A 23,147-nucleotide genomic window follows, 5' to 3' on the forward strand; every position below is an offset into this window, starting at 1 on the left:
CCGAGGAACCGACGAAAGAGGCGTCACGAGGGGAGCCCTCGCGTGCCCGACGGGGCTAAGCGCCCGCGAGGGCGGCGTCGACGATCGACTTCGCTTCGGCCTGGACCTCGGCCAGGTGACCCGGCCCCTTGAACGACTCCGCGTAGATCTTGTAGACGTCTTCCGTGCCGCTCGGTCGCGCGGCGAACCACGCCGACTCGGTGGCGACTTTGACGCCCCCGATCGCGGCGCCGTTGCCGGGCGCGTGCGAGAGCTTGGCGACGATCGGTTCGCCCGCGAGCTCGGTGGCCGCGATCGCCTCGCCGTCGAGCTTCTTGAGCACGGCCTTCTGCTCGGGCGTGGCGGGCGCGTCGATGCGCTGGTACGCGGGCTCGCCGAACTGCTCCGTGAGTTCGCGGTAGCGCTGCGACGGCGTCTTGCCCGTGACGGCGATGATCTCGGCCGCCAGCAGGGCGAGCAGGATGCCGTCCTTGTCCGTTGTCCACGCGGTGCCGTCGAGGCGCAGGAACGACGCTCCGGCCGATTCCTCGCCGCCGAACAGCATCGTGCCGTCGGAAAGCCCCGGAACGAACCACTTGAAGCCGACGGGCACCTCGACCAGGTTCCGCCCGAGCGACTCGACGACGCGGTCGATCATCGAGCTCGACACCAGCGTCTTCCCGAGGCCCGCATCGGCCGACCAGCCGGGGCGGTTCGAGGCGAGGTAGTCGATCGCGACGGCGAGATAGTGATTGGGATTCATGAGGCCGCCGTCGGGCGTGACGATGCCGTGCCGATCGGCGTCGGCGTCATTGCCCGTCAGCACGTCGTACTCGTCCTTGCGCGCGAGCACCGAGGCCATCGCCGAGGGTGACGACGGATCCATCCGGATCTTGCCGTCCCAGTCGAGGGTCATGAAGGGCCAGCGCGCGTCGACCTCGGGGTTCACGACGGTGAGGTCGAACCCGTACTCGTTGGCGATCGCCTGCCAGTAACGGACCGCCGAGCCGCCGAGCGGATCGGCCCCAATGCGCACGCCCGCCCGCCTGATCGCATCCACGTCGATGATGTTCCGCAGGTCGCGCACGTAGTCGCCCATGAAGTCGTGCCGCTCGACGGCACCGGCGGCCGCGTCGACACGGCGGACGCCGTCGAGCCCGGAAGCGATGAGCGCATTGGCGCGGTCCGCGATCCAGCTCGTCGCGTCGGTGTCGGCCGGCCCGCCGTGCGGCGGGTTGTACTTGAAGCCGCCATCCTGCGGCGGGTTGTGGCTCGGCGTGATCACGATCCCGTCGGCGACGTCGTCGTGGCCGGCGGCGTTGTAGCCGATGATCGCATGCGACAGCGCCGGCGTCGGCACCCACGCGTCGTCGAGATCGGCACGCACGCGCACGCCGTTGGCGACGAGCACCGAGAGCGCCGTCTGCTCAGCCGGCGCACTGAGCGCGTGCGTGTCGCGACCGATGAACAGCGGGCCGGTGATGCCCTGCTCGGCGCGATACTCACAGATGGCCTGTGTGATGGCGAGGATGTGCGCCTCGTTGAACGAGGTCTTGAGGCTTGATCCCCGGTGTCCCGACGTGCCGAAGGCGACGGCCTGCGCCGGATCGCTCGGGTCGGGCGCCAGTTCCGTATAGGCCCGCAGGAGGGCGTCGACGTCGATGAGGTCTTCGGGCGTGGCAACGGTTCCGGCGCGCTCGTGCATGCGCTCAGTCTTCCATCTGCGCCCTAAACTAAGCCAATGCCCGCGACGCACGACGAACGCAGCGGCGATCCAGCCGCCGAGACCATTTCCTACCTCGGTCCCGCCGGCACCTTCACCGAGGCGGCGCTCCGCGTCGCCCCGCAGGCGCGCGGGCACCACTGGAAGCCGGTCAACAACGTCGGCGAAGCACTTGCCGACGTGACGGCCGGCCGCAGCCGAGCGGCCATGATCGCCATCGAGAACAGCATCGAGGGCGGCGTGACGGCATCACAGGATGCGCTTGCCGCCATCCCGGGGCTCCGCATCGAGGGGGAGTTCGTCGTCCCGATCCGCTTCTCGCTCGCCGTGCGCCCGGGCACGATGCTGGTCGACGTGCGCACGATCGCCGCGCACCCCGTCGCCTATGGCCAGTGCCGCCGCTGGCTGGGCGCCAACGTGCCCGGCCACACGCACCTGCCCGCTGCCTCCAACATCGCGAGCGCCGCTGCGCTGTTCCCCGATGACGGTGACGAACGCGCACCGGCCGACGCCGCGATCACGCCGCCGACGATCCGCGACTACGTCGACGTCGAGGTGATCGCCGACGGGCTCGAAGACAACTCGACGGCGCGCACGCGCTTCGCGCTGGTCGGCATGCGGCGCACCGTGCCACCGCGCACGGGGGCCGACAAGACGAGCCTCATCGTCGAGCTGCCGGACGAACGGCCGGGTGCACTGATGGACATGCTCGAGCAGTTCGCGACGCGCGGCGTCAACCTCTCGATGATCGCGTCGCGCCCCATCCCGGAGCGGCCGGGCTCCTACCGCTTCGTCATGGACCTCGACGGACACGTCGACGACGCGCGCGTCGCCGACGCCCTCCGCGGCCTTCGCCGGTTCAGCCCGCACGTGATCTTCCTCGGCTCCTATCCACGCGCCGACGGTGCCCCCGTCGATGTCTCGAGCGCCTACACCGACGCGCACTACGCCGAGGCCGACGCCTGGTTCCGCGGCCTCGTGGATCGCGAATAATCCACGTCGTCAACCCGAAGGATGAGATTCACGAACATTCATCGACCTCCAAGGCTCGTGTCGGAAGGGATGCGTAGCATCCGACAAGGCTGACCAGTACGCCATCTGGAGTGGCCACGCAGGAGCGCCGCGAGGCTACGCCCCGCGGCGCAAGGGGGTTGGCGCGCGTCGCTCCCGCGACCCGTGACGACCGGCCGGCGGCAGCAGGTGCGCCGGTAACGATGATTCGGAAGCCGGTGACATATGGACAACGAGATTCCTCTCGGAGCGCGTACTCGCCCTTACCGTTTCTTCGAGATCGTCCCCGCGGCCCTCAGTCTCGGGGGCTTTGTCGTGTTGGGCACGCTTTCCGTCGTTGCCCCCGTATGGGCCGGTGTCTTCGTGCTGGTCGTCGTCGGCTACATGTTCGTGAAGGGTGTTCGCCTGGGGGTGCACGCAATCCGGGGCTCGGCCAACATGCGCGCCACCATGCGCGTGCCGTGGCACCAGCGTCTCGCCGAGCTCGAGCGCGCGCAGCGTGGCGGCGGGCTGGCGACCGGGGAGTCGGTCGAGGCCCACCGCATCGGCGAGCACCTCGACAACCTTCGCCTTATATCCGGGGCGCCCGATGCTTACCCCAACGTCGGCGGCCTCTACAACGCGGTCATCGTGCCCGCATACAACGAGTCGTTCGACCTGATCGCGCCGACCATGCAGTCGCTCATCGACACGACGTTCGACAACGACCGGCTCATCGTGGTCTTCGCCTACGAGGCGCGCGGCGGCGTCGAGATGCAGCGCACGGCCGAGCGCCTCGAGCGTATGTACGGTCACCGCTTCGCGTCGTTTCAGCTCGTGCAGCATCCGGCGGACCAGCCCGGCGAGGTGCCGGGCAAGGGCGCCAACATCACGTACGCGGCACGGCGGCTGCGCGACTGGCTTGACCTGCAGGGCATCGGCTACGACCGCGTTATCGTGACTTCACTCGACTGCGACAACCGTCCGCATCCCGCCTATTTCGACCTGGTCACCTACGAGTATGTGCTGCGCTCCGACCGCAAGCGCCTGTCGTTCCAGCCCATCTCGATCTTCACCAACAACATCTGGGACGCCCCCGCACCGAGCCGCGTCATCGCCAGCGGAAACTCGATCTGGAACATCGTCTCGTCGCTTCGCCCGCGCGCCCTTCGCAACTTCGCCTCGCACGCGCAGCCGATGGATGCCCTGGTCGAGATGGACTTCTGGAGCACCCGAACGATCGTCGAGGACGGGCACCAATACTGGCGCAGCTGGTTCCACTTCGATGGTGACTACCGGGTCGTGAGCGTTCCCGTGCCGATCTACCAGGACGTCGTGCTCGCCGAGACGTTCTGGCGCACCATGAAAGCCCAGCTCAGCCAGTTGCGGCGGTGGGCGTACGGGGCGTCGGATGTGCCGTTCGTGGCCGTGCGCGTGTTGAGCCGGCGACGTCGAGTTCGCCTCGGTGAAGGCCTCTTCAAGCTTGTGCAGCTGCTCGAGAGCCACGTCACGCTCAGTTGTGTCGCCCTCATCATCATGTGCGGCCCGTGGGTGCCACTCGTGGTCAACGGGTTCGATAGGAACCTGCCCGCCTTCGTCGTGGGGCTTCCCTTCATCGTCGGCACGGTGCAGCAGTTTGCAATGTTGCTGCTGATCATCTCGATCTGGGTGTCGATGACCCTGTTGCCGGCACGCCCCGAGCGCGTCGCCCCCATCCGCACGCTGTTCATGGTGGTGCAGTGGGTGCTGTTTCCCGTCACGACGATCCTCTTCAACGCGTCGAGCGCGATCATCTCGCAGTCGCAGCTCGCGATCGGGAAGTACCGCGAGGTGTTCGTCGTGACCGAGAAGTTCGCCGTCGTACCGGTCGCCGCCACGGCGACGGCCACTGCCCCCGCCACCGGGCCGATCGCCGTCGAAGACGCGTTGGCGGGCCCGACCGGCGCCGCGGAGCGCAGCGCCGCCTAGGCGTCCGCGACGCCGCGCGGTGCTCCGTGAGCGCGCCGCGCGGCGTTGCGCGCGCCCCGGCCTTCATGCAGGCCGAACCTCATGCAGGTTGAACTGCTCAACATCGTGCAGTTGCTCAGCGTGGAGCGAATCGAGCAGCCGGGGCCGGCGCTCCTGACCACCGCACCGGCACGAGCCGTGTCATCGCAATGACGAAAGGAACACGCATGACCATCACAACTGAGAAATCGAAGGAGATCGTGCTCGCCTTCTACGAGCGCTACAACGCGCGCGACGTCGAGGGGGCCGTCTCGTACCTCGGCGAGACCTACATGCAGCACAATCCGTGGGTGACGGATGGTCCGGAGGGCTTTCGGCGCTTCGTCACGTTCCTGCGCGACAATTTTCCCGACGGCCGCAATGAGGTGAAGCGCGTCATCGCAGAACACGACATCGTGTGCCTGCACGTCCACTCGCGCCGCGTCCCGGGCGAGACGGGCCGGGCGATCATGGACGTCTTCCGCGTCGACGAGCGCGGCAAAATCGTCGAGCACTGGGACGTCATCCAGGCGATCCCTGACAACATCTATCCGCCCGTCAACGACAACGGCTACTTCTGAGCGGGTTCCTTCCGGGGATCGCCGACGGCGGCAAGCCCCGCCGACTCTGCCGGTTCCGTGATGGCGTCGCGAGCGGCCTCGGCGGCGTCGCCCGCGGCGGTACTGACCGTCGACGCGCCCTCGGCGACCGCGGTGCCGACCGTCGACGCGCCCTCGGCGACCGCGGTGCCGACCGTCGACGCGCCCTCGGCGACCGCGGTGCCGACCGTCGACGCGCCCTCGGCGACCGCGGTGCCGACCGTCGACGCGCCCTCCGCGACGGCGGTACCGACCGCGTCGGCGCCCTCGGTGACTGCCTCGTTCGTCGCCCGCGCAGCCGTGCTCAGGCGGGATCTGGCCCGGGCCATCCGCCTCCGCATCCGTCGCCGTTGCAGGTCAGACCGCGCGACGACCTCGTCGAGGAGCAGCCGCTGGCGACTCGCCTTGCCCGTCGGCGTGCGGACCGTGAGGGCGAGTGGCTGGACCTGCAGGCGCGCCGCGACGATCTCGCCGACGGCCTCGCCATCGATCTCGAACTCTTGCGGGCCCGACGTGAGCCGGAAGACGACCTCGGCGCCCTGCTCGTACCGCAGGGCGCGGATGTCCCGGGAGCGGCCGAAGACCGTTCGGCCGCTCTGCTGATGGCTGCGAGCGACGAGTGTCTGCCACGAAATGCGAGCCCAGACCTTGACCCAGCCGAGCAACCCCCTCGGACGCAGGACGCACATGTCGAGCAGCCCGTCATCGGTCGACGCGTCGGGCAGCAGCATCATGCCACCGGGCATGAGCCCGCAGTTGCCGACCATGATGCTCTGCGCACGGACCGGGTGCGAATGGTCGACACCGACGCGCACGCGTGCCGTGAAATGCGCGCCCGCCCTGATCGAGCGCACGATGCCGGTCAGGTAGGCGAGCCAGCCAACCTTCCTCTTCAGACCGGAGGGCGTGTTGGCGATCATGCCGGCGTCGATACCGACCCCGCCGAGCACCGTGAAGACGAAGTCCTCGCGCGTGCCGTCGGGGCGCTCAGCGGTCGCCAGGCCCGTGTCGATACGCGCGTCATTGCCGGCGAACGCGGTCTCGACTGCGGCCGCGACGTTGTTCACATCGATGCCGAGGTTCCGCGCGAGGAGGTTGCCCGTGCCCGCCGGCACGATCCCGAGCGGTATGCCGGTGTTCTGCAGCGTCGCAGCGACCGCGCGAACCGTGCCGTCACCCCCCGCCGCGATCACCAGGTCGGGCTTTGGCGGGTGCGTGACGTCGTCGACGGCGGCCTCGCTCTCGGCGGCAGCATTCTCGGCGCGGGGCGGTTCGCCGTCCGTGTCGTCGTCGTCGTGCGGGCCGTCACCGCCGGCGGGGTGGAAGCCGAGTGCCTCTCGGGCCAGGGCATCACCCAGTCGTTCCGGCGTCGTCTCGTACCAGGCTGACTCGTGCCACCCGTAGCGACGTTCCGCGGCTCGCACCGCCGAGTGGAGGGCGTCCATATCGACTTTGCCCGGATGCGCGATGATCGCTGCTCGGGGGGCGTTGCCAGTGGGCTGCGGGTCATTCGGCACCCCTCAAGAGTACGTTGACGCGCATGCGAGCGCGCCGCACGACGGGCGGCCCCTGCTGCGGCCCTGCTGCCGTCCGTCCCTCCAGGGGAGCACGCAGCAGCCCCGTTGCGACGGGCCGTTACCATTCACGTGTGATCGACCCCCAAGTGCTCCGAGACAATCCCGACCAGGTGCGGCGATCGCAGGCCGCACGCGGCAACGATCCCGCGCTCGTCGAGGCCGCGATCGAGGCCGACGCGCGGCGCCGCGCCGCGATCAGCGACTACGAGTCGCTTCGTGCCGAGCAGAACGCCGCGTCGAAGCGTGTCGCCGCCGCGTCGAAGGAGGACAAGCCCGCGATCCTGGCCGAGGTGAAGGAGCTGGCTGGCCGCGTCAAGACTGCTGAGCAAGCTGCGAAAGACGCCGACCACGCATCCGCGGAAGCCCTTGGGCGCATTCAGAACCTCATCATCGAGGGCATTCCCGAAGGCGGGGAGGAGAACTTCGCCACGCTCAAGGTCGTCGGCGAGAAGCCGGCGTTCGACTTCGACGTGCGCGACCACCTCGAGATCGGCGAGGGGCTGCGGGCGATCGACGTGAAGCGGGGCACGAAGGTGTCGGGCGCTCGGTTCTACTACCTGCGCGGCATCGGCGCCCGCCTCGAGCTCGCCCTCATGACGATGGCGCTCGACAAGGCGCTCGCCAACGGCTTCACGATGCTCACGACACCGACGCTCGTGAAGCCCGAGATTATGGCCGGCACTGGATTCCTCGGCGAGCACGCCGACGAGGTGTACTTCGTGCCCGGCCAAGACCTCTACCTCACCGGAACGAGCGAGGTGGCGCTCGCCGGCTACCACGCCGACGAGATCATCGACGTGGCGGACGGTCCCGTCCGGTACGCGGGATGGTCGACCTGTTACCGGTCGGAGGCCGGTTCATACGGCAAAGACACGCGCGGCATCATCCGCGTGCACCAGTTCAACAAGCTGGAGATGTTCTCGTACTGCGACCCGGCTGAAGCCGAGGCCGAACACGAGCGGCTGCTGGGCTGGCAGGAGGAGATGCTCCAGGAACTCGGGCTCCACTACCGGGTCATCGACACGGCGGCCGGCGATCTCGGCTCGAGCGCGGCACGGAAGTTCGACATCGAGGCGTGGGTGCCGACGCAGGGCGCCTATCGCGAGCTCACGAGCACGTCGAACTGCACGACCTTCCAGGCACGCCGCCTGCAGACACGGTTCCGCGGCGAGTCGGGCAAGACCGCGCCCGTCGCCACCCTGAACGGCACGCTCGCGACGACCCGCTGGCTCGTGGCCATTCTCGAGACGCACCAGCGCGCCGACGGGTCGGTCGTCATCCCAGCGTCGCTGCGCCCCTACCTCGGGGGACTCGAGGTCGCCGAGGTCACGGCATGAGTCTGGCCGATCGCCTGCTCATCGCCCTCGACATCGATGGCACGATCCTCGATCACGACGGCACGATTCCCCACGCCACGCACGAACAGGTCGAGCGGTTGCGCGGCGAGGGGCACGAGATCATGCTCGCCACCGGGCGCTCGGCGGCCGACACCCTGCCGATCCACCGGCGGCTCGGGCTCGACTCGCGATTCGTCGTCAGCGCCAATGGGGCGACCGTGCTCGAACGCGACCCCGCGGCCGACGACGGCTACTCGCGCCGGTGGGTCGAGACCTTCGATCCCCATGACGTGCTGCTGCGCTTGCGCGATGGTCTGCGCGGGGCCATGTACGCCGTCGAGAGCGCCGAGGGCGTCTTTCGCTACAACGGGCGATTTCCCGACGGCTCGTTCGAGGCCTCTGGCCGCGAGGTGTCATTCGAGGAGTTGCTCGAACAGCCGGTGCAGCGACTCGTGGTCGTCGCCCCCGACCAGACGACGGAGGAGTTCGCGTCGGCGGTCGAGGCGATCGGCCTGCATCATGTGAGCTATTCGGTCGGCTGGACCAACTGGCTCGACATCGCCCCCAACGGCGTCAACAAGGGCACGGCGCTCGAGCGCGTGCGGGCCGCCCACGAGATCCCGCGCGACCGCGTCGTCGTGGCCGGCGACGGCCGCAACGACATCGAGATGCTGCGTTGGGCTGGGGAGTTCGGCACGGCGATCGTCATGGGCGGCTCGCCGCAAGACGTCATCGACGCCGGCACCACGCTGGCCGGCAGTTTCCACAATGACGGTCTCGGGCGGGCGCTCGCCGCACTCGAGTGACGCGCCCGTGATCGGATGCACGTCCGTCGTGCGTGCGCTCCCGGGCGAATCCGTCAGTTACGATATTCATCACCGAGCACACAGGAACGATATGAAATCGTTGCGTTCGGTTTTCGGAGGGCTGTCCGAGCGGCCGATGGAGCTGGTCTTGAAAACCAGTGGGTAGCAATGCCTCGTGGGTTCGAATCCCACGCCCTCCGCGCATCCAGTCAGCCCCCCAGCACGCCTGGCATCCGCGCATCCAGAAGGAGGATCGACGCACGTGAGCTTCGACGGGCAGAGCCCCGGGCATCGCGGTCCTCAACGACGCGGTGATGCCGAGGGCGGCGCGCATTTCTCCTCGCGCGCCGAGCGCCGCCATGCGCAGGCCGCGGCCGGCGCGGTTTCGGCGCGCGAGAGCGACCGCGACCGCGACCGACCGAGCCTGCGTTACGGCAATCGATCGATCGCGCGGCACGGCAAGCTGCCCGTCACCTCGCCCGCCCGGACGATCGGGAAGGGTGTCGGCATCGTCGCGTCGGTGCTCGTGCTCGCCATGGTCGTCGTCGGAAGCGTCGCGTTCGTCCGGCTCTGGTCGGCGCTCGGTGATCGGCCGACCATCGATGAGACGCCCCCGCCCGCGCTCGCGCAGATCGAGGGCGGCGCGAACGTCCTCCTGATCGGCAGTGACTCGCGCATCGGGCAGGGTGAGGAGTTCGGCGAAGGCACGGAAGAGGCATCCGGTGTGCTGAACGACGTGAACATCCTGATTCATATGTCGGAGGACCAGTCGTCCGTGACAGCCATCAGTATTCCTCGCGACACCGTCGTCGATACGCCTGGGTGCACGAACGACAACGGTGATTGGATCGAGGAGAAGTACGACGTCGCGTTCAACAGCATCCTGAGTGAAGGTGGCATGGCGTGCGTCGTCGCCGCCGCGGAGGCCATGTCGGGCGTTGACGTGCAGTACGCGGCAATGGTGCAGTTCCGCGGCGTCATCGAGATGTCGAACGCCGTCGGCGGCGTCGAGGTGTGCGTCGCCAATGAGATCTCCGACGACTACGTCGGCCTCTACCTCGAGCCCGGCATGCACTCGCTGCAGGGTGAGAACGCGCTGAAATTCCTGCGGTCGCGCCACGGGGTGGGCGACGGCTCGGATCTCGCCCGCATCAGCAGCCAGCAGGTGTTCCTCTCGGCGCTGATCCGCGAAGTGCAGAGCGCCAACACGCTGACGAACCCCGGCAAACTGTACGGTCTCGCCACGGCGGTGACCAATAACATGACGCTCTCGTCGTCGCTCGACATCGACACGCTCATCGGATTCGCCAGCGCACTGGGCAAGATCGATCCCGCAGAAATCGTCTTCGCGCAGCTGCCGGTTGCCGAGTCGTGGCAGGCGGGCAAGGTTGAGCCGCTCGAGCCCGATGCGTCGCACATGTGGGAGCTGATTCTCAACGATCAGCCGATCGCGGTCGAGACACCCAACGAGGTCGGGCCGGACGAGACCGGCGGAGCAGACGGGGCAGACGGTGTCGATGGCGCCGATGGCACTGACGGCGTCGAAGACCCTGGGGTTGCCGACGACTCGGCGGTCGACGGAAACGACGACTCGGCCGCGACGGGCGGCTCGACGCCCATCCCAACACCCGTTCCGACCCTGCAGGGACAGACGGCCGCGCAAGAGACCTGCTCGAACGTCAACTAGCGCCGTTTTGCGTGGCGTTCGCCGTGCGCGTGCACCGATTCGAGGGCGACGGGTTTTGTGGTTAGGATGGGTCGCGCTTGGAGACGTCGCATAGTCCGGCCGAGTGCACCACCCTGCTAAGGTGGAGTCCCCTTTGTGGGGACCGAGGGTTCAAATCCCTCCGTCTCCGCCCAGTGAGTCAAGATAGAACTCCCGGCAAGCGAAAGCTTGTCGGGAGTTTTTTCGTGTTTCCCGCCTTCTCGCGGCGTGTGGCGTCCATGACTGCCGCGACCGGCCCCGTGAAGGCCGTGTCTGTGCGACAGGGTCGAAGTGGGCGCGGGATGCGTGATCCACAGCGATAGGGGCAGTCGATTTCGTAGCAGGAAGTTCCTGCGCACTCTGACCCGTCACCGAATGGTCGTATCGATGGGCTCTATTCCGACTTCCCTTGGGCGGCCTCGATGATCTCGGCAGCTTGCACCTGTTCCAGCGTGAGCGCCGCCAGGAAGTTGCTCACGATGAGAGCTGCCCAGGCCGCGTTCCTCTTCGTGTATTGGCTCGCGCGCACCGCGTGAGCTGACGCATGGCGCAGGAAGACTCTCGGAGCAGCAGGCTTTTCGGCGGTGTAGTCGAAGTAGTCGTAGGCATGCCACACCGGTAACCAGATGTAGACGGTCTGCACGCCTAGGTCGTCGAAGTAGCGATGGCGCTGCGCCGCGTAGCGCGCCTTGTTGACTGTCTTCCCCCGATTGTTGCCAATGACCTTCACCATGACGCTCTCCAGCACAGAAGCGAGAAGCGCCTGGCCCGACTCGTAATGCCCATGCTGCGCTGCTTCGATGGCTCGGACAGCGAATCCTGCGAGAGGTGTCCACTTCGACTTCGGGAGACCCGCAAGTAGATCGTGACAATCAGAAAGAATGTCTGGAGCGCGACGGCCGATCACCTCACGACGGGCCTTGCTGTCTCGTGCCTGCACGAGTGCGAGCACGATTGGCGCGCGCGGTGCGCTCCAGATCGGCAGACCTTCCTCGACGACGAGGGACATGACTTCGCTCGGGTTGAGCTCTGCTCGCTCTGCCGAGAGCGTCGGTGGAAGCAAGCCTCGGTGGAAGCTCAGAGGAGGTGGCGTTACCTGCCACAAGCTGCTCAGCGTGCCGGCAATGGCTCGCGCGGTTTCTGTCAGTGCGCTCGTTGAGGTACCAAATGCCGCTGCAGTATCAAAGTTCCACAGCACGTTCTCAGCCTGAGACTGGAAGAGACCCACCTGGGCGGCCATCGCCTCTTGAGCAACTCCAGGGAACGCAACAGAGGGAATCGCGTCCGCAAGCCAAGTCGGAGTCGTCTTGAATGCGGGAAGGGTCGACCAGACTTGCTTCATGAAGTCGCCCATGAACGACGGTGCGATGTTTTGCCAGTAGTCGGTGAAGAGGCTCTCGTCTAACGGTGCCATGGAGTCCTTGTAGAACGCGCTGATCGCGTCCAAGGTGGGCTGGTTCAGTGACGCCCAGAGGTTCGCAGTCAGGCCTTGGGCGGCGTACCAGTCGTCAGAACTCGGTTGCTCTGGCTCGCCACTGTCGTCCGCACCATCGGGGTCGTCTGCGCGTTCGCCGTCCTCTTCGTGCGCCATGCTTATGACGCTACCGGTAGCTCCGCGCATCGTCGGTGCCGATCACCACGCCAGCTCGAGGCTCCATCGCGCGCCGTCGAACTTCAGATCCAACGACTCCTGCTCCTCGTTCATTCCGCCGCGCGCGGCTCTGACGCGCCAGAACTAGTCGTCGAGCCGAGCGGCGTGGCTTCGCCCGTCCATCAACGGTCAAGCTTTCGGCGGTGCAATGAGGATTGTCTGCCTTCAATGGCACAGGGGAAGCGTTTGCACCAGAATGACGACTGGTTGTCCATCGACCGGCTCGACGGCGCTCTCATCGTCGAGGGTGCGGGTGAGCGTGGCAGTGGCGGCATACGCGGATGCTCGCACCGGCTACCGACAGTGCGGTCAAAACCCGACTCCGCGTCAGGTCCGCCAAGCCATCGAGTCGGTCGCCTCACCGATTGCTAGTCTTCGAACCTCGATGTGGAGGCGCGGTCCGGTCGATCCGCCGGTGTTTCCGACAGGGTTGAGCTAAGTGTCCGCCTGTACGGCCTGTGATCGCCGTGGGCGCCCACATCGCCGATCTCCTCGACAGCGACTCCGAGCGTCTCGTCTGGACCACCGTTGCGACCTACCGGCGGCATGCGGACGCGGCGCGCTCGGGTGAGGGACGGGCCGGGTGACGCACCGAGTGCCGCGCGCATCACTCGCCGTCGCCACTCCAGAGCTCAGATCCTCGCAGCGCGCGTGACCGCAGCTCGTCGCGGCTACTCACTCCCAGCTTGCGGTACAGGTGGCGCCGATGCGTTTTCAGCGTGTTTTCGGTGCGCCCCAGCTCGGCGGCGATCTGGCGCAGGTTCTTGTCGCCGAGCAGCAGGCGGAACAGCTCGCGCTCGCGCGCGGTGAGATCGACGACCGGTTCCCGCGCGCCGATGGCGATCACGCGGTCGGCGTGGTGAGCGAGCCGCGGTTCGGCGGCGATGGTCTCGGCGACGTTGCGGGGCACGAAGAGGGGAGCAAGCGCACGCGCTGCCTCTCGGCGCGCGAGCGTTTCGTCCAACAGGTCGATCGCCTCACCCATGCGCTTGGCCTCGACAAGCGCTGATGCCTGGATGCTCTCTTTGACGCCGAGCGTCAACGTGTCATCGATCGCTCGCTCGGAGGGACTCGCCAGCGCGAGCGCTTCGTCACGCCGGTTCCTGACGACCGCGTCGGCCGATTGGGCGAGCCTGGCGAGCGGATCATCGTGCGATGCGAGCCGATCACGGATCTCGGGCGACGCAGTACGACCCTCGGCGGCGGACAGAAGTGTCCGGACGGTGGGGAAGATGCTGTCGAAGAGGCCGGACTGCTCCGGGGATTCGAGGCCCGACAGCTCGAGCTGCGACAGCAGCCGATCGAGGCGCTCGTTCTCTCCGCGAGCGAGCAGGCCCACCGACACCACCCACACGGCTGCGGGCCAGTGCGGCTGGAGGTTCCACCACGGCAGCGCGAGCAGATCCTCCGGCGGTGTCCAATCATGGCGTTGCATTTGGAGCGCGACGGAGGTGACTTCGATGACAGCGTCGACGCCCTGCTCGACCCAGCTATCGGTCCGTGGCTCCTGGCGCGCGAGACCAAGCTGCGCTTCGGCGACGGCGGGTCTGCCGAAGGCGGCATTCAGCAGTGCTCGGGTCGCGGCCACGTCTCGGCGGTGGAACGGCGCCTGATCGGGCGACGCGAACTGTCCCGCCTGCGCGAGCCAGAGATCCGCCGTGCGGAACTCGCCGGCGTAGACCGCCGACAGTCCCGCCTGGAGGAGCAGTATGGGGTAGTTCGAGGCCTGAACGCGCGAGTTCTCGCGCTGCAGCTTCCCCAACACCGCGAGGAGCGGGCGAAATCGCCGGAACGACGTTCTGACGCTGCCCACGGACCGGTTTCCGACGGCGTTGGCAGCCGCTCGGACCAGAGGAGGGAGCTTGCGCATTGCGGTCATGCCGGCTGCTTCTCGCTGAAGCGCGAGCACGAGCAGCGCCGCACCACCCGTCGAATCCAGCAGCGCCCGGTGGGGCACGTCCTCCAAGACGTGGGGGAGTTCACCGAGCGGATACGAGAACCAGATCGCGATCCAGTTCTCCGCGACATACGAGCGCAGTCCCCTCCAATCTCGGCGTCGAACGAGATCGTCGACGCATGCCCGATGGCCGCGGGCCCACGTCGCGCGGTCGCCTTGGGCGACCGCCCGGCCGCTGCCGATGCCGGATACGTGGCGGGCTGACGGTGAATCGATGACGGTCCGTGCCTCGGGGTCGTCGGCGTTCTGAGCATCCGTCGATGACATGCAACCTCTTTCCTGCAGACGAGCGGGTGTCGATTCGGCCTCACGGGGCGAAGACACCGGCGCGGTGGCGGAGGGTGAAGGCAAAGCTCCCCGGGTGAGGTGTGGGAAGCGTGGGGGTGAGGGGGGTGAGGTCCCGTCATGCTACTCGGTCGGCAATCGTCCGGGCGTGAAGCAGAAATGACGCAGATTCAGGTTCGCGATCGTATGCCGTCACGGTGCGAGTCCGGCCCTACAGCTGGGCTCGCTCCGCTGTTCCGCAGTCGCCATCGGTGGGTGAGCTGAGGGGTGAATCATGTCTCGGCGCCCGCCGCGGTGCGTGCCGAGCTGGCATAGTCACTCCCGGTTGCGCCGAGACGGCCCGACCTGGCGGTTCCCGTCCGCACACCCGCATCGCGCCGGAGAGCACCTGCCTGCAGGGATGCTCCGCGCCGGTTCTCGCGCGCCCTCCGCGGCGGCGTGAGCTCGTGTGCCCGCTGCTCGTGTGCCCGGACGCGGAGCGCCACCCCCACCTTCTGGCTTCGTCGACCCGACGCTGCCGGACCGACTATCAGGATGAACACGTGGTGCGTCCACGGTGCGTCCGCCAAGGGAGAACTGTGTCGAGAGCACGCACACAAGCGGTGAGACCACCGTCTCATCACGGCCGCCTCGTGAAAGGCCTGCTGGCGATCGTCGGGGCCCTGGGCGTCGCGGTCACCGGTGTGACCGCCTTCCCCAGCGCCGCCGAGGCGGCGCCCAACCCCGGCATCGTCATCAGTGACGTGACGCTCGCGACGTCCGATGGCGGTCAAGCCACCGTCGGTGACACGCTGACCGTCTCCGGTGCGTGGGACGCGACCGCCGCAGATCCGCAGCCGGGCGACGTCTTCACGATCGGTCTGCCGCCAGAACTCGGCTTCGAACAGGCCGTGCCGTTCAACCTCGACGGCCCCACCCTTGACGGCGACGTCGTCACGTGGGCGACCTGCCTCACCGATCCGGGGGCCGGCATCGCGAACTGCACGCTCACCGAGCACGTCGCGACCTACCCGCTGGAGGTCGGGGGCACGTTCGAGTTCGAGGTCGTCGCCGAGGAGGCAACGGACGCGACGTCGGTGATCTTCGACCTCAACGGCACGGAGACGCCCGTCGAGCTGCCTGGCGGCGGCGGGATCGACGACGGCGTCGTCGTTCCGCACGAGTGGAACAAGTCGGGCGTGCTCAACGGGAACAAGTGGTCGATGACGTGGACCATCAATCTCCCCGGCGCGGCACTCGCCGGGCACGGGGTCGTCAACGTCTTCGATGACCTCAGCGACAACCACCGCCTGTGCGACCCCGTGAGCCTCCGCGTCGAGACCGTGCGCGGCGACGCGGTTGTCGACGTCACCCAGATCTCCACGCTCACCACGTCGGGACTGCCCGACCCGAAGTACGACTTCGGCCTCGCGCTCACGGCGCCCGAGGGCGGCTTCGATCCCAACGTGACGTACCGCATTACCTATACGACCTGCACCCCAGACGAGCAGATCGATCCGAAGGGCACCGAGTACACCAACGAGGCGACGGTTGACATCTTCCCCGAGACCTCGGGCGTCATCGGCGTCACGCAGGACTGGAACATCTCGGCCGATGTGGCGAAGTCGGGCAGCGTGCTCGGCGGCGCCGACCGCAACGGTGTGATCCGGTGGACGGTGACGGTCGCGGGTGATCACCTCGCCGGCAAGAACGGCTTCGACCTCAGCGAGGCGCTCACGGGCGCCCACGCGGTATGCGCCGACACCATCGACGGCATCCGCGTCCACGAGCGTTACGGCCCCAGCAACGCCAAGCAGACCGAGATCACCGGCAAGCTCAGCATCACGGAGACGTCGGCGTCGACGGACGCCTTCGCCGCGCGCGTCGACGTGGTCGACCCGTCGTTCGCGTTCAAGCCGTCCAACTACCAGTACCTCATCCAGTACCGCACGTGCGGGACCATCGACGGCCTCCCCGAGGGCGGCACCGAGTTCGGCAACTCCGTGAACGTCGACGGCGAGATCGCGACGAGCACGCCCAAGGCGCCGGGACGCACCGACCAGAAGACCGGCGGCATCAACACGGCCGCCGTGACGCTCGACGGTGTCGAGCACCTGCCGCAGACGACGATGAACTGGAACATCACGGTTCCCGGCGAGCGCCTCGACGAGCTCGCCGGTGACCTTACGGTGACCGACACCCTCTCGGGCGCGCACCAGGTCTGCGAGGCTGGCGACAGCGGCGATGTCGTCGACCGGCTCGGGCTGCGAGTGCAGGCCCGCGACCAGATCCAGAACGGCGGCCTTGCGACCGTCGACCTCTCCGACGGCGTGACCGCGTCGCTCGACGGCGAGACGATCACCATCAGCATTCCGCGACCGACGCTGCCGGTGCCCGGCGGTGGCGAGCAGGCGGGCTTCAGCAAGGAGTACCAGTACGTCATCTCGTACACGACCTGCACGACGAGCGGCGGTATGGATGCGCCCGGGACGGCGTACGGCAACAGCGCCACGGTCGAGGGCAAGACATACGAGCACTCGGTGACCCAGAGCAACCGCGGTAGCGGTACCGGTCAGGGGGTCGCCCGCGGCTCGTTCGCGATCGAGAAGGGCCTCGCTGACACGGCGGGCGCCGGCTTCGTGCCCGACGATGCGACGTTCACCGTGCACGTCAAGGAGATCGACCCGAACGGCTCCGTGCAACTCGAGTACGACCTGCAGGTGCCCCTGAACGGTGACGCCGTGAGCGGCCTGAACTCGCGTGGCACCGGCTGGACGGTTGAGCTGTCCGAGCCGAACCTCCCGAGCGTTCCGGGCGTGACCTGGGGAGCGCCGGCATTCGCCGCGAGCCCGGGTGTGACGCCGAGCGCCGACGGCACGACCGCGATCGTCGCCCTCGACCCCAAGTCGAATGTCGCCGTCTCGCTCGAGAACTCGGCGCTGCTCGGCTCCGTTCAGGTCGAGAAGGTCATCCAGGGGGGTGCCGCCGCCCTCGTCGGCCCCGACACGGAGTTCGCGATGACGGCACGCATCGACGTTTCACCCCTCGGCGCGAGCTTCCCGGCCCAGCCCGACCGCGCGTTCACGGTGAAGGCGGGGGAGCCGTACACGCTCACCGACCTACCGATCGGAGCGATCGTGACGGTGACCGAGACGCTGCCCGCGGACGATGACCTCTTCACGTGGTCACCGGCCGTCGTGTCCCCCGAGCGCATCGAGGTGCTGGCCGACCACGCGTCCGAGCCCGGCATCTTCACCGTGACCAACACGGTGGAGCGTTCGGTTGGCACCTTCACGCTCGTGAAGCAGGTCGAGGGCGAGCAGGCCGGGAACCCGGCCGTTCCCGCCGACGTCACCGTGACGGCGACCTGGACCGACGCTGAGGGAACGGCCCAGGAGAAGGTCCTGACGGTCCCGACCGACGGCACGCCCGTGCCGTTCGGCGAATCGCTGCTGGTCGGCACCGAGGTGACGCTCACCGAGACGCCGCTCGTCGACGGCTCGAGCATCGCCTGGGCTGCGCCGGTCTGGTCCGGCACGGGCGTGACGCAGGACGGCGAGAGCGCTGTCGTCACGATCGGCCGTGCTGCGGACGCCACCGTCACCCTCGGCAATCACGCGGCGACCTCGACCGCCGGCATCAGTCTCATCAAGGGCGTCGCGGGTGCGGCGGCCGGAGAGGTCGCCGACGACACCGAGTTCCCTGTAACGGCCACCTGGGTCGACGCCGACGGCGTGACGCAGTCGCGCGACCTCACGATCAACTCCGTCACGCCGACGGAGCTCGGAGAAGACCTGCCTGCCGGCACGGTCGTCACGATCACCGAGGGTGAGCGCCCGGCATTCGACACCGTCGTGTGGGGTTCGATCACGATCTCCGGCGAGGGCGTCACCGACACGGGCGACGGGAGCGCGACGGTCATCGTCTCGGATCAGCACGATGAGATGACATTCGTGACGGTCATCAATGAGGCGACATGGGCTCCGGGCACCTTCGGGCTATCGAAGGAGGTCGTCGGGGTCGCGCTCGACGCTCCGGACGTGCCCGAGACGTTCACCGTCGTCGCGTCCTGGATCGACCAGGCCGGGGTCGAGCAGTCGACCGAACTGGTGCTGCCCGTTGATGGCACGTTCGTCGAGTTCGACGGGACGCTGCCATACGGAACCGAGGTCACGCTGACCGAGGTCGCGCCGGCCGACAGCGACCGGTTCGTGTGGGAGCCAGCGGAATGGGCCGGCGATGACGCATTGGCGGTCCACGACGACGGCAGCGCCGTGCTGACGATCGGCGCAGCCACGGTCGCCGAGGTTCGCGTCACGAACACGGCAACGGCGAAGCTCGGCACGATCCTGCTCGACAAGGCGCTCACCGGTGACGGTGCCGCGCACGTCGAGGACGGCACGACGTTCCCCGTGACGGTCACGTGGACCGACCTGTTCGGCGAGACGCAGGAACGGGACGTCGAAGTGACCGCCGGTGAGCCCCTCGTCATCGACGGGTTGCCGCTCGGCACCGAGATCGAGTTCGTCGAGGGCCGAGTCGACACTGCCGACACCATCGAGTGGAGCGGCGTCGAATGGTCGACCAACGACGAGGCCGTAACACTGGCCGCCGACGGTGAGCGAGCCGTCGTGGTGGTGACCGGCGAGCCCGGGGCGAAGGTCACGATCACGCTCACGAACGCGTTCGACGAGCGTGAAGGTCTCGCGAGCACGGGTGGCGACAGCTTCGCCGCGATCGTCCTGACGGCGATCGGCCTGCTCGCGGCCGGTGCGATCGCGCTCGTGATCCGCCGCCGACGCGCGGCCTAACCGAGGCGCATGAAGGGCGTCACCGATCCGAGTGGTCGGTGGCGCCCTTCGACGCGTCTGACGCGGTGGCGACTCCGGAGCGTCCCGGTCACCCCGCCCCCGCATCCCGCACGCAGGGGCCGCCCAGGTCGCACCTGTTCCGCCGCGAAACCTGCGAGCTACCCTCTGCCCATGCATCCCGAGCCGATCAACGCGCACGGCCCGGGCCTCGTCGGCCCCACGATCGCGACTCAAGGCTGGTACGACGCGCTGTTCCTCCACTGGCGCATCGAGCCGCGGGCGACCGCGGCCCTGCTTCCGGCCGGCACCGAGCCGGACGTCTTCGACGGGTCGACGTGGGTCGGGCTCATTGCCTTTCGCCTGCGGGATGCTCGAGTGTGGCCCGGTATCGGGTTCGGGCCCTTCGGCACCTTCGTCGAGATCAACGTGCGGCTCTACAGCGTGGATGTGGAGGGACGGCGCGCCGTCGTGTTCCGGTCGCTGGATGCCCCGAGCCTGCCGGCCGTGCTCGCCGCGCGTTGCCTGCCCGGGATGCGGTACGTGTGGGCCGCGACCGGCCAGCGGGTCGAGGCAGGCACGATCCGCTACCGCTCGCGCCGCGGGCGGCACGGGGCTGGCACGAGGATCGACGCGCGCGTCGACCCGTCGACACTGGCCAATGACCCGCTGTCGACGTTTCTGACGGCGCGATGGGCCCTGCACCAGCGATGGCTCGGGCGAACGCTCCGCCTGCCAACCGACCACGCGCCCTGGCGGCTGCACCCTGCCAGGCTCTTGCGCCTCGAAGATGAGCTGGTCGCCGCGGCCGGGCTGCCGGGCGTCACCGAGCGCCCGCCCGATTCGGTGCTCTACAGCCCGGGGGTCCGCGCGCGGTTCGGCATCCCCGCGTCCGTGCGCGTCGACGGGGGTCTCGGGAGAAACGTGCATGCTTCGGGGGTCGACCGACTCCGGGCGTCGTCCCTTCGCAGTACCCTCGGCACATGATTCCCGAGCACTGGATCGAGCACCGCAGGCCCGACGGTGAGCGACTCGGATGGATCGTTCCGGTCGGCGACGGCTTTGGCACCGTGGATGCGCTCGGGCGCATCGATATCGAGGGGCCGGTCGACTGGTTCGACGCCGAGCGATCACTCGACGAGCGCGGTCTCGGCTACCTCGCCGACCGATACATGCTCCGGCAGCCCTGCGGAAATGAGCGGCCCGTGCGCATCGGCGAGCTCCGTGACGACGAACTCGTCGTGGTGGCCGACGAGTTCGGGGCGGCGTCGGCCGTCGGCGCCAACCCCGCCCGCATCTCGCTGCCGTTCCCGGCGCCCGACTCGCTGCAGCGCCCCGAGTAGGCGCCGGGGCGCCGCGCACCGGCTCCGCGGCACCGGGTGGGCGAGTGAGGCGCGCCATGTGCCGGCCCACACTCGTGCGCCGCGGCGGTTGCGAACGATCCCATCCGTCACCCGCACGTGTCAGTCGGCCGTGTGCTGGTTCGCACATTGCCGATAAAGTGCCACCGGCGGGCCCCAACCAGGCGCCGCGTTCCCGCCTCGACGACCGCGACGTGGTCGAGGCTGAAGCCGGTCAGACAGTGGGCCCGGAGATGAGCCCTCGAAAGGAAGAACCGTATGAGCCAGCCCAAGGTGGTCGAATTCCAGGACGACACGATGCTCGTCCGCAAGACGTTCGCCCAGTTCCCGTCGGGTGTATCGGTGCTCGCCATCGACAAGGACGGTGACAAGCACGCCCTTGTGGCGTCGTCGTTCATGGTCGGCGTGTCGCTCGAGCCCTGCCTCGTGGCCGTGGCGGTGCAGAAGTCATCGGAGACCTGGGACGAGATCAAGGACGCCGCTTCGATCGGCGTGTCGATCTTTGGCAAGGGCCAGGGCGACCTCACCCGCAAGCTCGCGGGCAAGGACCGCGCCGCGCGCTTCGCCGACGTCGCGGTCGACGTCGACCACAGTGGTGCCGTCTTCATCGAGGGTGCCGCCCTGTGGCTGGAGACGAAGATCCACTCGGTGTCCGAGGCCGGCGACCACTGGATGGCGCTGCTCGAGGTCACCCGCATGGGCGTCGGCGAGAACGAGCCGCTGATCTGGCACGGCGCCAAGTTCCGCGAGCTCGTCGCGGAGGACTCGATCGACGTGCAGTAGTCGCGAGAACCGGCCGCGTCCGCACCACGTGAAGACGCCCCTGCGCACCCGACGATGCCACCGGCATCCGGATGCTCTGGGGCGTTTTCGCGTCTCGGCGCAGACGGCGGCGTACGGCCCCACGGCTGCGGGGTGTCACCGGCGTACGACGACTATGGAGCGGCCGCCGGCCCCTTCGTGGCTGAGACGCCGGACGGCGATGCGATAGGGCGAGCCGCCGCGGGCGGCGCGGCCGGTGTCGCCGCGGGGATGAGCACGAGCGCGAAGAGCAGCGCGAGCACGATGAGCGCCGCGACCATCGCGACCGTTCCGATCCAGCCGAACGCGACGTAGAGCACGCCACCGAGGAACCCGAACACGCTCGAGCCGAGGTAGTAGTTGAAGTTGTAGATGGCGCTCGACTGGGCGCGCCCCCGGTGCGGGATGCTGCCCGCGATGCCGGATGCGACCGAGTGCGCGGCGAAGAACCCGCCGGTCATGACGATGAGGCCGGCAAGGATGAGCCAGACGGGCGCCGCGAGCGTGAGCGCGGTGCCGGCGAGCATGACGAGGGTGCAGCCGAGGAGCACGTACTTGCGCGGGAAGCGCGCGGCGAGCGAGCCGGCGATGGGTGACGTCGCGGAGCCCGCGAGGTAGGCGAGGAACGCCAGCCCGACCAGCCACGTCGGGAGTCGGTACGGGTCGGCGAGCAGTCGGAAGCCGAGGAAGTTGTACATGGCGACGAATCCGCCCATGAGCAGCATCGGCTGCGCGTAGACGCCGATGAGCGACGGCGTGCGCAGATGCGAGGCGACGTGCCCGAGCGTGGTCGTGACCTGCCGGGCGAACGCGATCTCACCCCGCCGCGGCGGGGTGAAGCCCCTCGGTTGCGGCACGACGGCGATGAAGGCGATGGTCGCGGCGACGGCGAGGATCGAAACGCCGAGCAGGCCGATGCGCCAGCCCAGCACGTCGCCGAGCGGGGCTGAGATGAGGCGCCCCGACAGTCCGCCGATCGTGTTGCCTGCCACGTAGGTGCCGGCCACGAGCGGTGCGACACGCGTCGCGATCTCTTCGTTCAGGTAGGCCAGCGCGACCGCCGGTACGCCGCCGAGGGCGATGCCCTCGAGTAGGCGCAGTGCGAGCGCCACTTCGAAGTAGGGCATGGCCGCGGTGATGAAACCCAGCAGTGTTGCGCTCGTGACCGACCAGATCATGACGCGAACCCGCCCGAAGCGGTCGGCGACGAGCGACCACGGAATCGCCGAGAGGGCGACGCCGAGCGTGCCGAGCGAGACCATGAGCGACGCATGCGACGCCTCGACCTCGAACTCGGCCGAGATCTGCGGCAGCACGGCCTGCGGAGCATACAGCTGCGCGAAGGTGACGATGCCCGCGAACAGCAGCGCCAGGCGCACGTCGCGGAAGGCTCGCGTGCCTCGCTCGTGCCCGTCCCAAGCGTCACTGGGCGGGGGAGGGGGCACGGTCGTCACGTTCCCACCGTAGCGGGCTGAGTATCGCTCAGGAGAGCTGTGACGCAACGCTTCGGGCCGCGTCGCGGGTGACGGATCGCGCAGATTTGGCCGCCCGCGGCACGTGTGTGTAAGCTAGCCGTCGGTCGTTCGCCGGAAGGTGATACAGC

At 68.3% G+C, this 23,147-nt stretch carries 15 protein-coding genes and 2 tRNA genes; 12 read left to right on the forward strand and 5 right to left on the reverse strand.

Annotation, left to right across the window (positions count from 1 at the left end):
* Positions 1 to 55: 55 nt before the first annotated feature.
* The gene (gene pgm, locus F8O04_RS01320) at positions 56 to 1,684 is read right to left on the reverse strand and encodes a phosphoglucomutase (alpha-D-glucose-1,6-bisphosphate-dependent) (protein WP_158027517.1); all 1,629 of its coding nucleotides are present in this window, start codon (positions 1,682 to 1,684) and stop codon (positions 56 to 58) included.
* A gap of 36 nt (positions 1,685 to 1,720) precedes the next feature.
* Between pgm and pheA the strand changes: the two genes are divergently transcribed.
* From pheA to F8O04_RS01335, 3 genes are all read left to right on the forward strand, one after another.
* On the forward strand, positions 1,721 to 2,695 hold the full coding sequence (pheA, locus tag F8O04_RS01325; protein ID WP_158027518.1) for a prephenate dehydratase: 975 nt from the start codon (positions 1,721 to 1,723) through the stop codon (positions 2,693 to 2,695).
* A 333-nt stretch (positions 2,696 to 3,028) separates the two neighbouring features.
* The gene (locus tag F8O04_RS01330) at positions 3,029 to 4,660 is read left to right on the forward strand and encodes a glycosyltransferase (RefSeq protein WP_158027519.1); all 1,632 of its coding nucleotides are present in this window, start codon (positions 3,029 to 3,031) and stop codon (positions 4,658 to 4,660) included.
* Between the two features lie 206 nt (positions 4,661 to 4,866).
* On the forward strand, positions 4,867 to 5,259 hold the full coding sequence (locus F8O04_RS01335) for a nuclear transport factor 2 family protein (RefSeq protein ID WP_158027520.1): 393 nt from the start codon (positions 4,867 to 4,869) through the stop codon (positions 5,257 to 5,259).
* Here the strand turns inward: F8O04_RS01335 and F8O04_RS01340 are convergent.
* Positions 5,250 to 6,794, reverse strand: a complete 1,545-nt coding sequence (locus F8O04_RS01340; RefSeq protein WP_158027521.1) for a diacylglycerol/lipid kinase family protein — start codon at positions 6,792 to 6,794, stop codon at positions 5,250 to 5,252. The genes F8O04_RS01335 and F8O04_RS01340 overlap by 10 nt on opposite strands.
* A 131-nt stretch (positions 6,795 to 6,925) precedes the next feature.
* On the opposite strand from F8O04_RS01340, the gene serS reads away from it, so the two are divergent.
* The 5 genes from serS (at position 6,926) to F8O04_RS01365 (ending at position 10,853) form a co-directional block, all read left to right on the forward strand.
* Positions 6,926 to 8,191: a serine--tRNA ligase gene (gene serS / locus F8O04_RS01345; RefSeq protein WP_158027522.1), complete on the forward strand. Its 1,266-nt coding sequence runs from the start codon at positions 6,926 to 6,928 to the stop codon at positions 8,189 to 8,191.
* Positions 8,188 to 8,997, forward strand: a complete 810-nt coding sequence (locus tag F8O04_RS01350; RefSeq protein WP_225734801.1) for an HAD family hydrolase — start codon at positions 8,188 to 8,190, stop codon at positions 8,995 to 8,997. The genes serS and F8O04_RS01350 overlap by 4 nt, the downstream gene beginning before the upstream one ends.
* A 115-nt stretch (positions 8,998 to 9,112) precedes the next feature.
* Positions 9,113 to 9,197 (forward strand) — tRNA-Ser (locus F8O04_RS01355).
* A 62-nt stretch (positions 9,198 to 9,259) separates the two neighbouring features.
* Positions 9,260 to 10,684, forward strand: a complete 1,425-nt coding sequence (locus tag F8O04_RS01360; RefSeq protein ID WP_158027523.1) for an LCP family protein — start codon at positions 9,260 to 9,262, stop codon at positions 10,682 to 10,684.
* 79 nt (positions 10,685 to 10,763) lie between these two features.
* A tRNA-Ser gene (locus tag F8O04_RS01365) sits at positions 10,764 to 10,853 on the forward strand.
* Positions 10,854 to 11,096: 243 nt separating this feature from the next.
* Here F8O04_RS01365 and F8O04_RS01370 read toward each other — a convergent pair.
* Together F8O04_RS01370 and F8O04_RS01375 are read right to left on the reverse strand one after the other, a co-directional pair.
* Positions 11,097 to 12,293 carry a hypothetical protein gene (locus F8O04_RS01370; protein WP_158027524.1) on the reverse strand — a complete coding sequence of 399 codons (1,197 nt, stop codon included), beginning with the start codon at positions 12,291 to 12,293 and terminating at the stop codon, positions 11,097 to 11,099.
* Positions 12,294 to 12,960: 667 nt separating this feature from the next.
* Positions 12,961 to 14,577: a helix-turn-helix transcriptional regulator gene (locus F8O04_RS01375; RefSeq protein ID WP_158027525.1), complete on the reverse strand. Its 1,617-nt coding sequence runs from the start codon at positions 14,575 to 14,577 to the stop codon at positions 12,961 to 12,963.
* Between the two features lie 650 nt (positions 14,578 to 15,227).
* Here F8O04_RS01375 and F8O04_RS01380 point away from each other — a divergent pair.
* From F8O04_RS01380 to F8O04_RS01395, 4 genes are all read left to right on the forward strand, one after another.
* Positions 15,228 to 19,385, forward strand: a complete 4,158-nt coding sequence (locus F8O04_RS01380) for a DUF5979 domain-containing protein (protein WP_158027526.1) — start codon at positions 15,228 to 15,230, stop codon at positions 19,383 to 19,385.
* 171 nt (positions 19,386 to 19,556) lie between these two features.
* On the forward strand, positions 19,557 to 20,369 hold the full coding sequence (locus tag F8O04_RS01385; protein ID WP_158027527.1) for a YqjF family protein: 813 nt from the start codon (positions 19,557 to 19,559) through the stop codon (positions 20,367 to 20,369).
* A complete protein-coding gene (locus tag F8O04_RS01390; protein ID WP_158027528.1) occupies positions 20,366 to 20,725 on the forward strand; it encodes a hypothetical protein in 360 nt (119 codons plus the stop codon). The genes F8O04_RS01385 and F8O04_RS01390 overlap by 4 nt, the downstream gene beginning before the upstream one ends.
* 276 nt (positions 20,726 to 21,001) lie before the next feature.
* Entirely contained in the window at positions 21,002 to 21,526 is a 525-nt protein-coding gene (locus tag F8O04_RS01395; protein ID WP_158027529.1) for a flavin reductase family protein, read from the forward strand.
* 152 nt (positions 21,527 to 21,678) lie between these two features.
* Here the strand turns inward: F8O04_RS01395 and F8O04_RS01400 are convergent, their stop codons facing one another.
* Positions 21,679 to 22,998 carry an MFS transporter gene (locus F8O04_RS01400; RefSeq protein ID WP_225734802.1) on the reverse strand — a complete coding sequence of 440 codons (1,320 nt, stop codon included), beginning with the start codon at positions 22,996 to 22,998 and terminating at the stop codon, positions 21,679 to 21,681.
* Positions 22,999 to 23,147: the final 149 nt, after the last annotated feature.

This window comes from Pseudoclavibacter endophyticus (assembly GCF_008831085.1).
GTDB classification, from domain to species: domain Bacteria; phylum Actinomycetota; class Actinomycetes; order Actinomycetales; family Microbacteriaceae; genus Pseudoclavibacter; species Pseudoclavibacter endophyticus.